Annotated in this window: 13 protein-coding genes, 3 pseudogenes and 1 riboswitch; of the genes and pseudogenes, 8 read left to right on the top strand and 8 right to left on the bottom strand. The window is 43.1% G+C overall.

The window, feature by feature from the left end; genetic code table 11:
• Positions 1-271 precede the first annotated feature (271 nt).
• Complete coding sequence (locus tag NHN17_RS14100) at positions 272-2,080, top strand: leucine-rich repeat domain-containing protein (protein WP_255043207.1); 1,809 nt, start codon at positions 272-274, stop codon at positions 2,078-2,080.
• A gap of 180 nt (positions 2,081-2,260) precedes the next feature.
• On the opposite strand, the gene NHN17_RS14095 is transcribed toward NHN17_RS14100, so the two are convergent.
• The 6 genes from NHN17_RS14095 to NHN17_RS14070 form a co-directional block, all read right to left on the bottom strand.
• Positions 2,261-3,010 carry an MBL fold metallo-hydrolase gene (locus NHN17_RS14095; protein ID WP_255043206.1) on the bottom strand — a complete coding sequence of 250 codons (750 nt, stop codon included), beginning with the start codon at positions 3,008-3,010 and terminating at the stop codon, positions 2,261-2,263.
• A 270-nt stretch (positions 3,011-3,280) separates the two neighbouring features.
• Entirely contained in the window at positions 3,281-4,270 is a 990-nt protein-coding gene (locus NHN17_RS14090; RefSeq protein ID WP_255043204.1) for a calcium/sodium antiporter, read from the bottom strand.
• Between the two features lie 5 nt (positions 4,271-4,275).
• Positions 4,276-4,452: riboswitch (yybP-ykoY riboswitch) on the bottom strand.
• Positions 4,453-4,581: 129 nt separating this feature from the next.
• A complete protein-coding gene (locus NHN17_RS14085; RefSeq protein ID WP_255043203.1) occupies positions 4,582-5,073 on the bottom strand; it encodes a copper chaperone PCu(A)C in 492 nt (163 codons plus the stop codon).
• Between the two features lie 63 nt (positions 5,074-5,136).
• A complete protein-coding gene (locus NHN17_RS14080) occupies positions 5,137-5,619 on the bottom strand; it encodes a hypothetical protein (protein WP_255043202.1) in 483 nt (160 codons plus the stop codon).
• A gap of 160 nt (positions 5,620-5,779) precedes the next feature.
• The gene (locus NHN17_RS14075; RefSeq protein WP_255043201.1) at positions 5,780-6,517 is read right to left on the bottom strand and encodes a hypothetical protein; all 738 of its coding nucleotides are present in this window, start codon (positions 6,515-6,517) and stop codon (positions 5,780-5,782) included.
• The gene (locus NHN17_RS14070) at positions 6,517-7,059 is read right to left on the bottom strand and encodes an RNA polymerase sigma factor (RefSeq protein WP_255043200.1); all 543 of its coding nucleotides are present in this window, start codon (positions 7,057-7,059) and stop codon (positions 6,517-6,519) included. Before NHN17_RS14070 ends, NHN17_RS14075 begins: the two co-directional genes overlap by 1 nt.
• Before the next feature lie 199 nt (positions 7,060-7,258).
• Between NHN17_RS14070 and NHN17_RS14065 the strand changes: the two genes are divergently transcribed.
• Positions 7,259-7,696, top strand: coding sequence for a hypothetical protein (locus tag NHN17_RS14065; protein WP_255043199.1), 438 nt, complete (start codon positions 7,259-7,261; stop codon positions 7,694-7,696).
• Positions 7,697-7,785: 89 nt separating this feature from the next.
• On the opposite strand, the gene NHN17_RS14060 is transcribed toward NHN17_RS14065, so the two are convergent.
• Positions 7,786-8,577 (bottom strand): YMGG-like glycine zipper-containing protein, encoded by a 792-nt coding sequence (locus NHN17_RS14060; protein WP_255043198.1) that lies wholly within the window; start codon positions 8,575-8,577, stop codon positions 7,786-7,788.
• Between the two features lie 285 nt (positions 8,578-8,862).
• Here NHN17_RS14060 and NHN17_RS14055 point away from each other — a divergent pair.
• From NHN17_RS14055 to NHN17_RS14035, 5 genes and pseudogenes are all read left to right on the top strand, one after another.
• Positions 8,863-9,345: pseudogene (locus NHN17_RS14055) on the top strand (IS30 family transposase); the annotation flags it as partial.
• Positions 9,331-9,573, top strand: a pseudogene (locus NHN17_RS14050) (IS6 family transposase); the annotation flags it as partial. The pseudogenes NHN17_RS14055 and NHN17_RS14050, both read left to right, overlap by 15 nt.
• An 844-nt stretch (positions 9,574-10,417) precedes the next feature.
• Positions 10,418-11,623, top strand: a complete 1,206-nt coding sequence (locus tag NHN17_RS14045; RefSeq protein WP_255043197.1) for a replication initiation protein — start codon at positions 10,418-10,420, stop codon at positions 11,621-11,623.
• A 164-nt stretch (positions 11,624-11,787) separates the two neighbouring features.
• Positions 11,788-12,948 (top strand): ParA family protein, encoded by a 1,161-nt coding sequence (locus NHN17_RS14040; protein WP_255043196.1) that lies wholly within the window; start codon positions 11,788-11,790, stop codon positions 12,946-12,948.
• Complete coding sequence (locus tag NHN17_RS14035; RefSeq protein ID WP_255043195.1) at positions 12,948-13,982, top strand: ParB family protein; 1,035 nt, start codon at positions 12,948-12,950, stop codon at positions 13,980-13,982. The genes NHN17_RS14040 and NHN17_RS14035 overlap by 1 nt, the downstream gene beginning before the upstream one ends.
• A gap of 104 nt (positions 13,983-14,086) precedes the next feature.
• Here the strand turns inward: NHN17_RS14035 and NHN17_RS14030 are convergent, their stop codons facing one another.
• The gene (locus NHN17_RS14030) at positions 14,087-14,782 is read right to left on the bottom strand and encodes an IS6 family transposase (protein ID WP_255043194.1); all 696 of its coding nucleotides are present in this window, start codon (positions 14,780-14,782) and stop codon (positions 14,087-14,089) included.
• Between the two features lie 470 nt (positions 14,783-15,252).
• Between NHN17_RS14030 and NHN17_RS14025 the strand changes: the two are divergent.
• A pseudogene (locus NHN17_RS14025) lies at positions 15,253-15,663 on the top strand (transposase family protein); the annotation flags it as partial.

The following is a 15,663-nucleotide window of genomic DNA, read 5'->3' as shown; positions in this document are numbered from 1 at the left end:
ATATATTGGCAAGGAAGTCAAAGTTCCTGATAAAAAGCATCGACATCCACAAAAACAGCATCTAAGTTATTTGCTCTCAGGTTATCATGCGAAACTTTGGTTAATTAAGTTAGTGGTAAGTTAATAAATGTGGAGTGGCGTAATGTCGCATGCAACCTGGTTGGAACTGCTTTCGAAGGGTTTACTCTACAGAAAAATAAGACACCTAAATTAAAAACTGAGATAAATTTTAAAAAAAGTATGAAAGTCTATTTCTGCGAGTAAGAGAATAATGAAAAAAAATATTACCGGATTTATTGTGTGTGCAATGTTGCTTTTAATAAGCACAGGCTGCAAGCAAGAACAAAATAACACATTGGAATTAAGCGAACAAAAAATACAAGAAACAGTACTCACGTTAAATGATGTTGATTTCGATGAAGAAACAGGAACAATTCAGGCATATAATTCTCGTTATAAACATATCATTATTCCAGACAACTTTGACGGCGTTCCTGTCGTGTCTATTGGTGCAAGTGGATTCGCTGATAAAGCCTTAAGAAGTGTGACGATTCCTGACTCCGTCACTTACATCGATCAGTGGGCTTTTGCAGGAAATGAACTAACTAACCTCATTCTTCCGGATTCCATCACCTCTATAGGTTCAGGCGCATTTTTAAGAAACGCCTTAACAGAGGTGAAGATCTCAAATAAATTAACCACCATTAGTAGTGGTCTTTTTGTTAGTAACGCATTAACCAGTGTAACTATCCCTAATTCTGTTAAGTATATCGACATGGAAGCGTTTGCTAGTAACGCATTGACGAGTGTGACAATCCCCGATTCTGTTATTTCTATCGGGATGAGTGCATTTAATAGAAATACAATTACAGAGCTAATCATTCCAAATTCTGTGACCACTATTGGAAAATCTGCATTTTCTAGTAATGGAATAACGAACCTGACACTCTCGGACTCTCTCTCCACTATTGGTGACTTCGCGTTTTATGGTAACGAATTAACGTCGTTGATAATCCCACAATCAGTGACATCTATTGGTAAAGGAGCATTTTATGAGAATGCTTTAACGAGTGTCACAATCCTTGATGCTATCACTACGATTGGTGACAAGGCGTTTGCTGATAACGCATTAACCAGTGTGGATATCCCTGATTCAGTCACCGCTATAGGACAGCAATCGTTTTATGGTAATGCTTTAACCAGTGTAGTCATCCCTAAATCTGTTACCTCCATTAGCGATAAGGCGTTTTATGGAAATACACTAACGCATGTGACCATCCCTGACTCAGTGGCCCATATAGGCGACCAGGCATTCTACGACAACGCACTAACAAGTGTGACACTACCTAACTCGATCATCTCTATCGGCGATGAGGCGTTTGCTAAAAACGCGCTAACGAATCTAATACTGTCTGAATCTGTCAGTTCTATTGGTGAAAAGGCTTTTTTTGACAATACGTTAACCAGTATAGCCATTCCTCAGTCAGTGACCACGATTGGCAACGGGGCATTTGCTAGCAATATCCTAACAAAGGTAACCCTTCTTGACTCGATAACGCTGATCGGCGACGACGCGTTTGCTAGAAATGCATTAACCAATGTAACCATCCCCAATTCTGTTACCTCAATAGGAAGCAGTGCTTTTTATGATAACGCACTAACCAGTGTGACAATCTCAGATTCAGTTACTTCGCTTGGCAATTGGACATTTGCAAGAAACGCATTATCAAGTGTGACGATTCCTGATTCAGTCACCCGCATTGGTAAGAGTGCATTTTACAAAAATTCGTTAACTAATGTGACGTTTCCCAACTCCGTCATTTCTATTGATGAGGCGGCGTTTGCTAGAAATGCATTAACCAGTGTGACGTTCCCTGACTCTGTCACTTCTATCGGTCCCGAAGCGTTTGCAAGTAATGGATTAAGGAGTGTGACGATTCCCGACTCAGTGACTCTTATCGACAAGCGGGCATTTTATAAAAATACGTTCACCAGTATCGCCATTCCTAACGCAGCCGCCTCTATCGACGAAATAGCGTTTGATAAAAATGTGACGATGACGACCCTGACCGACCAGTAGTCGTTGATCTGTATAGAGGTGCCAATATTAAGCCGAGTCATTGCAATGACTCGGCTTTGTTTTATAAAAACAAACTGATTAACGTTGGTTATTGCTTGGCAAGAGGACCTCAATTTCTGCCTTAACTTATCCCGAGCGATCTGGTGATTGTTTCGGGAGCACTTTAATGTGGCTGGTAACTCATGTTGCAAAAAATGCACGTTTGAACTTGGTTTTTACTGATCGCCAATGTGTGATTGGTGTAGTGGGTGCTTTCTCAAGCAGGTGCTGGAAGTCTTCTGTTGTTGGGGTTATTTCACCACCATGGGCGAGCAATAGTCGGTTGGGTGATAAAGCGATGATCTTATTAATTGATTGCCGATAGCGTTTTGGATAGAAAATAGGAAAGGGGGGGATGTAGCGCCCTTTTACTTTTACCATTAAATCTGCAATATAAACTTGGCCGGAGTTCGGATGATAGAGCGATAAGTCACGGTCGGTATGGCCCTGTGTCAATAAGGCCTGCCACTCGGGGAAACCGGGCAAAGGTTCTTGATCATCCAACAGGAAATCGGGTTTCAATTTTGCGTTATACCATAAATTCTGGCGTGGCTTTTTCATTCTTCTAGCCACCCAATTGGCTAGTAATAAATCAGTCCAGTGCATCAGTACACCATCAATCCCTTGATACCATTGTCCTTGCACATTAGCCGCAGCGATTTTGCATCCTGTCATTTTGCGCAGCCGATGGGCTGCGCCTGCATGATCGGGGTGCATGTGGGTGACAACGACCAATTTGAGGTCTTTAATTGGGCGGTTCAAGTTGTCGGAAATGAATTTGAGCAGGATAGGGATGTCAGCGCGGCAGCAACCATCGAGCAAGAGTAGGCCATAGCGGTATTCGACCAGATATATCGACTGGATGTAGCCATCAACTTGGTGCAGTTTCATCTTGATATCCCTATATGGATGAAAAGCGATATTATCTTTGTGTTGTTAAATCATTATTTAATAACTCATCAGACCAATCAAGCAGGAAATGGCTTACATTAGCACGAGGTAGATCAAGCGCATTGGCCACCTTTACAGTGTAAATGGTGAGCGAATATGAATAAATAATTTATGTCATAGCAAAAGAGCCAAGTAGAAAGTAGTGGCATAACCGGATGTTCATTTTATATATCAATGCCTTGCCACTAGCGCGGTTATGCCGGTAAATAGTTACACGATTGAACTGGCGATATACCACATATAAGTAATGAAGATGATCAATAGTAATCCACCACCCACTCGGCTGACTTGATAACTAGCCGTCGTATTACTAGTGAAGCGTTGTTTTGCTACTGCAAACATTAACATCCCACCCAGCACGGCTGTAAGCAGTGCCATCACCGGTAAGTCTCGGCTTAAAATTTGCGGAGGCAGTGTCAAACCATCATCAATAAGGGCAGGGAAAGCAATGACACCTAAGAGATTAAAAATATTTGAGCCGATGACGGTTGCAAAAGCGATGTCATGCATTCCCCGCTTCACAGCTGCAAGAGCGGCGGCGAGTTCAGGTAAGCTAGTGCCAAATGCAATGACAGTTAAGCCAATTGTCAGTTCGCTAATTCCGGCAATGACAGCCAATTCAACGGCTCCCCACACCATCAGCTTTGATGATGTAAGTAAAATAACAAGCATGATGATAGATTCAAGAGCCGCTCGGGCTTTTGAAATGTTGAGGAAATCTAACTCTTCAGGTTCTGAATGCTCATGCTTTACTGAATAGGCGAGATACAGGCAATACACCAGAAGGCCAGAAAGGAGGATCGCACCTTCAACTATGGCGAGTTTTCCATTCAACATTAATAAGCACGACAGCATCATTGTAATGGCCAGTATAGGGTACTCACGCCGGATGAAACGAGAATGGACAAATAAGGGTTTAAACAGAATACAAACCGATATTACTAGGCCAATATTGATGATGTTCGAACCTAGTCCATTCCCTACTGATAGCTCGCCTGCACCATTGATAGCTGCAGTCGCTGAGACTAATAGTTCTGGTGCGGAAGTACCAAAGGCAACTACAGTCATACCGATAAAGGCAATGGATATATTACAGTGCTTGGCAAAGGTGGCGGATGATGCGATAAGCCTATCTGCACTAAAGGATAGGAACACAAAGCCAAGAGTTAATGCAGAAAGTGCTAGAAGAAAAGCGTTCATTAGTCTTACTAGAGGCGAGGGCTATAAAAAACACGAACAACCCCACACCTAGCCCTCGCATTTGGTGTGTGATTGTCCGAGTCTCGCTGGGCTACCTGAAATATTGGTAACTGGTTACGCCATGGCATGTTGCCAAATATGTTGACGTAACCTTTTGCATAAAGTGCAAAATAGCTACTCCCTCAAACTGAGGCGTATTATACGTAACGATTTCAGTCTGACTATAGGTTGTCGTTAAAAGAAATGTAAGTGTTAGTAACTGATAGGGAAGGGTGCAAGCCATGGGTTAGCTTGCACCAATTGATGCTCATTTAGTGTTTGCTGTGATCCATCATTTCTTCTTTCATGTCCTCTGGCATATAGGTTGCTTCTTCTACTTTGACTTCAACCTTAACGGTTCCAGCATGTTTGAAGTTCAGGGTTAATGGGAAGCTTTCACCCAATTGTGGTACTTCTTTTAGGTTAAAAAACATAATGTGATAGCCGCCCGGTTTAAGAGCTTGTGAATCATTGGCAGGGATATCTATTTTTTCTACTTCACGCATTTTCATCATGCCGTCTTCATGCATATGTGCATGCAGTTCGGTTTTCCCTGCGATAGGGGACGAAGCACTGATCAGTTCGTCGCCGTTGTTGCTGTGGTTCATAATATTGAAAAAAGCCGCGGCAACCTGTGAAGTTGGCGGTACTTGTTTTGACCAAGGGTGGTCAATATATAAATCGCCTGCTTTGTATTCATGGGCATAGGCTGAGCTGGTAAGTGCGAATAGGCTTCCTAGTAGAATGCTTTTTATAGTTTTCATTATGTTCTCCAATTGGTGTCATGCCAGTTAAATTTTTTAATTTATTTTGTCTTAAGTGCTGACTCAAGATAATGGTGGAGAATGTTTGGGCGCGATCAGGTATAGCCGGTCAGTAATCTGTTTTTGTTGTGATTGATAATCAGCAAGGTGCACTACAAATTGAATGTCGTGAACAAGCGTGTAGCTACCATTGAAAGATAAGCTCCTACTATCGTGAAGTTTGAAGGTAGGGCAGTGTGAATTGTAGTTTTGGTGATCATCGCTGTGCTGGTGTTTGTTTTTTCGTTCAAGGGCAGAGACCGAGACCCAGCGTAATCCCGCTGATGTACAAATCAGGATTTTTTCACCGGTAAGCCAACCGCTTTGCTTCTCAAAGTAATGTGGATTGAGAACAACAACGGAAGAGAGTAGAGATGATGCGATAAGGGCAGCAACCACCAATAAACTGGTCCATTTTCGACTTGTGTTGTTTGGGCTGGTCAAAGAGTAATCGGACAATGGAATATTGGTCGGCATGAAACGGTATTTGTTATTGTTTTGATGCATGAATACTAGCAGGCAATATCAAGCATGTAATTGTTTTTGTTGTGTGTATGTAGACTTATTGAGATCAAAGTACCATGACAGAATGTTATCTGGCGATGGCACGGCTGCGAATAAGAGAATTGGTGGGCCTACTAAAGTGATAGATTTGAGTATACGCCCATTATAAATAGCTTTTGATAAACTCAATATCACCTTCAGCTAACATATAATAGATAAAATTCTGATCTTGCCATGCTGCATGGGTGAGGAGTGGTTTTTCACTAACCAGCATTGCGTTCAAAACCACTGCTTGATTTTCACCAAAAGCACTGAATTTAGTGATAAATAACCAAATATATTTACCGGCCTCGTCCTCTAAGCAAACAATAGACACTTTTTCATTTTCCCATTGCTGTGTGACCCCGCCCAAGGCATGCAAATTATTAAGTGGTTCGGGAGTGATATAGTGAGTTGGCCATCCTGCTTTAGCAAACCCCTTGTTAATTAAATCAAGGTCTTCCACCACTATATCCATTTCATAAGGTTGGGTAGCAAAGGTGATCATGTCTTGCTGGAAGTGTGCAAAGCTGGGTTTGTCTATTGTCGAGAAGTTAAACCATGATAACACTACCAGCAACATTGAAGCTGCTAGCGCCAGCGGTGCCAACCAAGAGCTGTGTTTTGACGTCGTGCTTTTGGGTTCGTATTGCTTCTTAAGTTGCTCTTTTAGATGAATGGGAATAGCAATGTCATCAAACTGAGCACTGATAGCATCTTCGTTTTCTAAGTGTTTTCTGTACCATACTTTAAGTTCAGGGTTGCTCTCTACTTGGATTAGAGCTTCCGTGATAGGCTTGGTTTCTTCATCAATATCAGGACGATAAAGTCGTAATATCGACTTGATTGTATTGCTGTCCATTACTCTGCTCCTACTTGCTCCAAGCTATCGTCGAAGTCGGTTAAATCTGATTCAATGATCTTGTATAACATTGCTTTACCTCTTGATACTCTAGATTTAACTGTGCCTATTGGAACGCCAATAATATCTGCAATCTCTTGGTATGAGTGCTCCCGCATATACAACAAGATTAAAGGAGTGCGGTAAAACTCAGTCAAACTCGCAATAGCAGCGAGAGCCTTATTTGGGTCAATGCACTGATTATCATGGCATTCCAGCTCTTCTGCTACGTCTTCGGCAATACCTTCATCACTTGTCATCACACTTAACTTCCGCTTTACATGCAGGAACTCCCTGTACAGTGTTGTAAACAGCCACGTTTTTACCTTCTCAGGATCGCGTAACTGGTGTCCTTTCTCTAACCAAATACAAAATGTCTGCTGGGTAAGATCACTGGCATCGGCTTGTGAATTCGTCAGGCTGAAAGCAAAGCGGTATAGCTTTGCATAATACAGATCCACAAGCTGGTTATAGTCATGCTGTGATTGAGAGTGTCTACTCATGTTTATAAGAGGCTCTAAGCGTGATTATTGTTCCATAGGTTTGCTGTAAGCATAGAGCGGATTTGGTATTCAAATTTTCTCACTATCGACATGGAACAATAATTAGACATCTGTCTCTTACCCGTGAAATAAGGATGTTGAAGTACCGCTTGGAAAGGCAGTGGCATGTCTGATTGAATCAACTTGATTAGGTGAAAACATGAAAAATGGTATTCAAGATGCATTAACAGTAGTGGGCATAGTAAGTTTGATTGCATTCTCTGGCAGTAGTATTGCGAAAGATGAAGACAGAAAGAGAATTGAATGCGAAAAACGCGGTGCTTACGATACCAGTATGGATGCAAGGTTTGAGGCACGGGATGATCGGAAAAAATTTGATGTTTCTTTTGAGGCCGCGCCAGGCGGTAAATTTTATTACGGTCAAGTGCTCAATGTATATGTTGATTATGAGAGGGTTGGCTCTATGACGCTTCGTTATGAAGGTTATGACTTGGAAGGTGATCTGGAGTTTGACTCTCATGTTGACAGCCAATATGACGACAGTGTTCCTTTCCCTAAAAACTTCCCGTCAGTTGGTTACGGTACTCACGTGACTATAGGGAGTTATGAGGATGGATATTTGAGCTGTACTCTTTAAAAAAACGCTGTGTCTACTTCGATACCCATGTTTTGGGTATCTGGGAGGGCACAGCGCTACAGGAAATTTATCAGCTCATGAAGTGATAATTAGCTTTTGGTGAAACGGTAAGTCTGAATTTTTTGCTCTTCACCATCAACGAGCGCATAGGTGTCTACCATCCAAACATTCTGACCCGCAAACCCGAGCTCTAAGCGAACCGTTGATGAGTCGAAGTTTTCGTAAATGCTGGCTTGTGCGTTAGTTGGGTAGAAGTTGTAGCGGTTCATATTCTGTTGGAATTCACCAGCAAAAGTAACCGGTACGTTGTTTGCGTTGTCTGTCACTGTAAGGCTATAGCCAGCTTCGGGGGTATAGGCAAAGTTTGCATTAAAAGAGAGTGCCTGTGCTTGATCGCCAACGGTTACATTATTGATGTTGATGCTTGCTTCGGTTGTCTTCACCAAGGAGCCAGAGGCATTTGCAGTTGCATTTACTGGTTGCTCGGTTGCTCCACTCCAAATGTTGACATTCCAGTCTCCGGTGAAGTTATCAAGCTTGTCCCAGTTTTGTGGTTGGGTATTGGTTGTGGTCGCTTGTCCGCCATTACCCATTTGCGCTAGGGCGTCGTTGCGGCTGTCATGGCGCTGATTATCGCGGTTGTTTTGGATATCAGCAGAAGCACCTGCTACACCGCCAGTAACGCCACCCGCGATCGCGCCTTTAACAGCAAGATCCGCTTCGCCTGTTAATGCACCGAGCGTTAAGCCTAGCAGGGCACCACCGGCAGCACCTTGTTTAGTCAATGCATTTGGATCATCTTGATTGTCTGGGTTTACGCAACCTGTAAGAAGAGTCAGGCCGATGATTGAAACAATAGAAGATTTGGCGAATGTATTCATGATGATTCCTGCTGATTAAGATGCTTAAAGGCTGCATCACTTCTGTGATGGCGTTTTGTTATGGCGCTAATTTAGCAACATCAAACTGAATCATTCCTGTATGAATTGAACGGTGTTTTTTAAATTTCAAAATGTAAATTAACTGAAATTTTCAAGCCATGGCTTAAGTGATATGTTACTCCCGATTTCAGATAATAAGTGCGACATTCATGGAAAGGTGTAGAAGAGGAAGCCAACTGCTGAAAGTGGTACGCTCTTCTCGCCAAAGAAACAAGCAGTACTACCATGAATTATCAGCAGTTGACCGAAGGCAGAAGATACCAGATTTCTGCTCTTTTGGAACGGGGGATTTCAGTTTCTGAAATTGCTAAAACCGTTAAGTGCCATCGCTCTACGGTTTATCGGGAGCTTAAACGCGGCCACAAAGACAGCCATTATTGCCCAAACGAAGCTCAAGTGTTATCAATCAAAAAACGCACATCTGCGCGTAAATACAGAATACCTCAGGAGCGTGTTGATTTTATCCGCCTCCTTTTAGAAGCAGATTGGAGTCCAGAGCAGATTTCCAGTGTATTAACTAAAGTCGGTGCGGCGGTTAGCCATGAGTGGATCTACCGATTTGTTGCGAAGGATAAACGCTTGGGTGGCAAACTATATCGTCACTTAAGGCAAGGTCACAAGCGGTATCGTCGCGGTAAAAAAGAGAAAGCGCCAGCGATCAAAAATGCAGTTTCTATCGATGATAGGCCAAGCATAGTTGACAGTAAGGGGCTCCAGGTTGTTCGCTATTACGTTTCTTATAAACTCAGTTACCGTGAAATCGAAGAGATCATGGCTGAGCGGGGTATCCATGCTGATCACTCAATTATCAACCGGTGGGTCATCAAATATGCGCCATTGCTGGAGCATCGAGCTCGCGGAAGAAAGAAGCCTGTCGCCTCTTCGTGGCGGATGGACGAGACTTACATCAATGTCAAAGGTCAGTGGAAGTATTACTGAATGGTTACACCCATCTGATCACTCGGCATGTGACTAACAATTTTCCGTTGCACTTACTTGTTACCACCACAAATAAATACTATCAATGCCCTTTCTGGCTCCTGAGCGCCATTCTGGTGGCCTTTTAGGGTGAAAATCGCGGTGTTGTGGTCATGGTGCCCACACAAGCTGTTACGGCGCGCTATAGAGCCAAGATCCTTTTGATCAAAACTAGCGTCAACCATGCACTTAATAAATAAAAAAAAGAGAAGAAAAATTATTGTGGCCGGAGGCCGATCTTGTGAGGAGTTCGTTGGGTAACTCTAGCGAAGCGAGTTATCCACAAATCCACACGCTTATATTAATACTTATTCTTTTATTAATAACTTTTTAGATCTTTAAGAACTTAGAGTGTTTGTTTTGTGTATATAAATCATTGGTTTGTGAGTTTTGAACGGGACAAAGTGTCCTTTTGAACGGGACAAAGTGTCCTTTTAAACGGGACAAAGTGTCCTTTTGAACGGGACAAAGTGTCCGGAATGAACAGGACAAAATGTCCTTTTGAACGGGACAAAGTGTCCGGAATGAACAGGGCACAGTGTCCGGAATGAACAGGACAAAATGTCCGGAATGAACAGGACAAAATGTCCTTTTGAACGGGACAAAGTGTCCGGATTGATAATACCCCTTGGATAAGAGAGTAAACATATGATTGTTGTATGTGTATAGCATAGTAAACAATCGGTTTACCGTTTGCGGCTCTGGTGAACGGGGCACGATGTCCGGCTTATTCGGACATGGTATTGATGCCTGTCCCGTTCAATGTTAGTTTGATGGAATCCAAACAAATTATGGGTTTAGCATGTCCAGTACCCCAAAGAAATTCGTTAAGAAGCCTGATCATTACGTTGTTCCGATTAAGATTCTTGATGGAAGGCAAGATTTGACTCGCCATCAACGAGGCATGATGGCCCTGTCCTTGCTCGCTATGCAGCAAGAGCGAAACCGGCTGTATGAAGTTGATCCAGAAGGAAAGCTAGCAACAAAAGGCATGGGGAAGAAAGAGGCTGCTGAGCACTATAACCAGTACCTCCCGTCTAACCTCTCAGAGGTCAATAGATTTCACTCTTTCGATAAAGACACCGTGGCTGAGTTTCTTAACGTGGCTGACTCTAGTTTCTTGAGGACAGTAAAAAGGGCGTGCCTTGCCATTCAAAGTAAATCAATAATGATTGAAGGTCATGACGGGAAAGGTAGTTTCCTTTCTTTTGTCCCAATTCCCCACGCGGAATATAAGCGAGGCGAATTGACACTTGGTGTCTGGGACCACGCTGTTCCTCACATCATGAATCATGCAAGAGGGTTCTCTCAGGTAGACTTGGTTATATGGTCAAAGCTATCCTCCCAGCACTCACTTCGACTGCTGGAACTAGTTAGCAGAGACAAGAGGTTTGTTGAGAAGAAGTATGAGCTAAGTGAGTTTCGTCGATTATTTGGTGTGGACTTCAAGGTTTATGAGGACGCCACCGAGGCGGCGAAAGCAGGCAAGGCTCTGGGGGATTATGTTGAGGTTAAAAATTTTGATACAGGGTTGAGAGATAGAATCCCTGTTTATCCCGACAACAAAGATCTAAAAGTTAGAGTGATTGATCCTGCATTCTCTCAAATCATTAAATGCTCTGATGGCGTCTGGGTTCCTACAGACAGCGCAGGCAAGGGGTATGAGCTTCTATCTGGCGATAAGCCGGCAGGTAGGGGCCGTCCCGCAACTCACATTAAGGTCTGCCTGAAGTTCCATGGTGCCAAGAGTAAGCTTGATGTTGTGAAGAAGAAGCCTAGTGAACATACACTAAGAAGAGTGCTGGAAGATATGATTGCTGCTGACCCAACGAATGCTGATGCAGTTATCGCTAATGCTATTTTGTCCGCGATGGAGGCTAGGACAGCGACATATGATCAGATACGAGCGTTCTATGACAGCCTTTCTAAGCTTGATCTTAAGGCCGATTACGATACCAGCGTTCTTATTGATGAGTTCAATGCTAATGGCGGCAGCTGGGTACGCTAGCCGTTGAAGGTTACATTAGCTATTTGTAAAAGGACGCCAATATGCGTCCTTTTTTGTATCTGAGTCGCAGTCTTTATATTATAATTCCACTGATTTTTTTCACTTACATCAAAATTTAGTGTAAAATATCATGGTTTTGTTTTTAAGGGACTTTGGCTTAAGCGATGAAAACAACAGAAGAAATCAATCAGCTCAAAGAGCGAGCTGACCAGTATATTAGTAACAGGAACGCCTTTTACCAAAAAGATGAGCGCCTTTACACAAGGCAAGAGGCTGCTGACTATCTTAAAATAAGCAACAAGACACTAGACGTTCATGTTAAGGCTCTAGGTTTTGATGTTAAGGCTCGTGAGGGCATGCAGTGGTCAATGAGCATTTCGGAGTTATACGACTTTGAAAGTAAGCTGCCGGCTAATCTTCGAAAGCATGAGAAGTTCGAGCGTCAGCCTGGTCAAAAGTGTCAGGTGATCATGATGCAAAATCAGAAGGGAGGTGTTGGTAAAACAGTGACTTCCGCGACGGTAGCATCATGCCTTAGTGCTGAGTTCCCTGAGCAACTTCGTGTTGGCCTAATTGATTTAGATGGTCAGTCAACGTTGAGTATGTACTATGCAGTTAATGCTCATCGAGATGGCGAGTTCTCTGTTGGTGATATCGTTCGTGGTAACTATGAGCTAGATGAAGGTGAAACTTACGATCAGTTGGTTAAAGATGCTTTCTTGCAAACCACTATTCCAAACCTTCGCATACTTCCTGCCCTTCAGTCTGACCGCTCTCTTGAAAGCTGGTTCCATCTGAACCTGAGTAAACTTGATAACCCGTATGGCCAAGTGAAAAAGATTGTCGATGCTGTTGAGGATGATTTTGACGTTATCATTATCGACACCCCGCCATCATTGTCATTCATGACCTATAACGGTTACTTTGCTGCTACTAGCGTGGTGTTCCCACTGGCAGCGAACGAGAATGACATTGATGCTACGTGTAATTACTTTGCTAACCTACCTGATGTTTGGGCTCTGCTTGAGGGGGCTGGCCACCAAGGTTACGACTTCATGCGTTTGTTGGTAACGAACTACCGACAAACAACATCAAACACAGCCCTAATGAACCAACTCACTAGAACCTTCAGTGAATGGTTGTACTCAACACAGTTCAAGCACTCTGAAGCTGTTCAGCTTTGTACCTCGATGATGTCTACTGTCTTCGACCTGACTGCAAGTGAGTACCCAAAAACCAAGAAGACGCTTAGCGATGCTCGGGTAAATGCCTACGAGGTTGCTAGTCAGGTTTACCGTGATGTTTACAACGTGTGGGATAAGTAATGGCCAAGAAAAAACAGGTCATGGGAATGACCGACAACCAACCTGGTGCGGAAGAAGCGAGCCGCCGTTTGGCAGAAGAAAAGCTATCTGCCCTACCTGACCAACTGAAAAATGATTTGGAGCTAACTGGCACTGACCTTACCACTTATCTCAATCAAGCGTTTGGTCTCGACTCGGTATCCAAAGAGGTTGAATGGACGTTGGGATCAGGCCGCCAGGTTAAGTTCATTGAGGCCAACTTGAGCTATGAGCAGGTGAAGAACGAGACTGTTGTCGAATTTGAGATTAACGGTCGTGATCAGGATTTCTTAAATTCTGAAAACCTATCTGACCTTTCGACAATGGATTATCAGCAGTTCTATCCTGCCATTGCTTGCCGTAAGGATGGCAAGGTTAACTTCCTTGATGGCTCTCGCCGCCGTGGTTACTTTCTTGCGAAAGAAGGTGCCATTGAGAACTTCACCGTCCTCATTGCTGAAGAAGAGATTGAATCTTCAGATGCGAAAGCTTTGGCCAAGTCGCTGCAATCTGCAAGAGAACATAATCTCTACGAGATTGGTAAGCGTTGCGAGCTATATAAAGAGTCAGGCCTAAATACACAAGCTGCTATTGCTGAAGCTATGGGAATCTCAAGGCCGAAAGTTGTCCGTGCTCTTCAGGCTGCATCAGTTGGTAAAGATATCTACCAATTGTTTAGTGACATTAACGAGCTAACAGTCAAAGACTATGCTGAACTAAGCAAGTTGAATGAGCAATTGTCTCTGCGTGATGATCGCGATGATTTGATCGCTGGTATTGATAGTGGTGATGTAGATGTTGTTATTTCAAGCCTGCGCGAGTTGGTTAAGAACCCAAAACCTAAAGCGCCTCGTGCTGAAGTTACCCAGCTAGTGAAGTTCGATGACAAGAACAAGCATGCTCGAAAACGTGTCAAAGGTCGTGATTTTAGCTATGAGTTTAGTCGCCTGACAGTAGAGCAGCAGAAGCATCTTGATAAGGTGATTGATCAGGCAATGTCTGATCTGTTTTCTTAATTTAACTGCGTGAACACGGTGAGTATTTGGGAGTGTTCACCGTGAACATTTGTGGTTTTTAAAGTGTAACTTATTGACAGTAATCTATTTTTATTTGCGGAAACTTATGGGGAACCTAAGGTGGTAATATGGGATTTCCACCCCCAACGGACAGCTATGTTGAGCTGTCCATTTTTCATCATCGACCACAGCTCTATGCCAGCGAGTGTGGCTTTAGCGCCTTCATCAGATTTCCATCCCAGGCACTGATGCATCTTACCTTTCACTTTCCGGTGGCTTTGCTCGACCAGGTTGTTCAAATACTTAACTTGAAGCACTTCAATCAGGTTGAGTATCCTTCCTGTTAGCCAGAGTTGGACGTTGATATGATGCAGCGCTAATGCATTGGCACCACTCTTATCAATAACCACCTTTTCGGGTAATCCGTTATGACCTATTGCCTTAATAAGGAAGGCGCGAGCGGCTTTCTCATCACGGTGTTCACACAATAAAAAATCAATGACATTGCCGTACTTGTCAACGGCTCGGTAGTAATATTTCCACTGACCTTTGACGTTAATGTAAGTCTCGTCCATCCGCCACGAAGAGGCGACAGGCTTCTTTCTTCCGCGGGCTAGATGCTCCAGCAATGGTGCAAATTTGATGACCCACCGGTTGATGGTTGAGTGATCAACATGGATACCCCGCTCAGCCATGATCTCTTCGATTTCACGGTAGCTGAGCTTATAAGAAACGTAATAGCGAACAACCTGAAGGATGATGTCGGAAGGAAAGTGGCGACCGGAAAAGTTGATAGTCATAATGCTAAAGGTAATGAGTGCTGACGGAGATATTAACTCAGCACTCCTGTTTGCGACATAACCGCGCATCTTTGGCTATTGTAACGAACTTTGGTTTGATTCATATAACACGAGCGATCAGATCATCACTTTCGGAAAGAGTTCAAACTGATTTACACATTACTATCCTGCCTCGTGGGCTCATCAGGACGGGAGCATACTTTGGTTATAATTCAACCTGTTCATGCTCGTACTTAAAATCTGAGTCCGTTTTTGCTTAAATCATGAAGAAAATATAAATATTTCCGTTCAAGATGCGGGCGAACGGTTTGGTTGCTGGTGGGTCCATGGGGTGGATACCATCCACTTAAATAATCATGTGGTTATGCTCACATACAGAATGACATTATTTGGATAATGTTACCTGATTACCACTAATACTCAGCCCTGTTAACTATATTGATGATAAGTCAGTTCATGAGGCAATTATCATGGCTAAGAATCAGGTTAAGTTTCAAAAAGGTATTTCTATACATGGCTTTATGAAGCTCTATGGGACAGAAGAACAGTGCCAGCGGCGGTTGTTTGATATGCGGTGGCCGACTGGCTACCGTTGCCCAAAATGTCATTATGATAAGTATTGCCAATTGCATTCTAGGGCTCTATTTCAATGCAACAAATGCCACCATCAAGCTTCATTAATCTCTGGAACCCTATTTGCTCACTCTAAGCTGCCATTAACAATATAGTTCTTGGCCATTTACCTGATAACACAAGAAAAGAATGGTATTTCAGCGCTTGAACTTTCAAGACAATTGGGTGTTTCATATAACGCAGCATGGCGGCTTAAGCACAAGCTCATGCAGGCCATGAAAGAGCGTGATGATGAATCCACTTTGGAT

It is taken from the genome of Photobacterium pectinilyticum, assembly GCF_024357955.1.
Classification (GTDB): domain Bacteria; phylum Pseudomonadota; class Gammaproteobacteria; order Enterobacterales; family Vibrionaceae; genus Photobacterium; species Photobacterium pectinilyticum.
The sequence above is the reverse complement of the archived record's forward strand: the minus strand, read 5'-3'. Positions and strand labels throughout refer to the sequence as shown.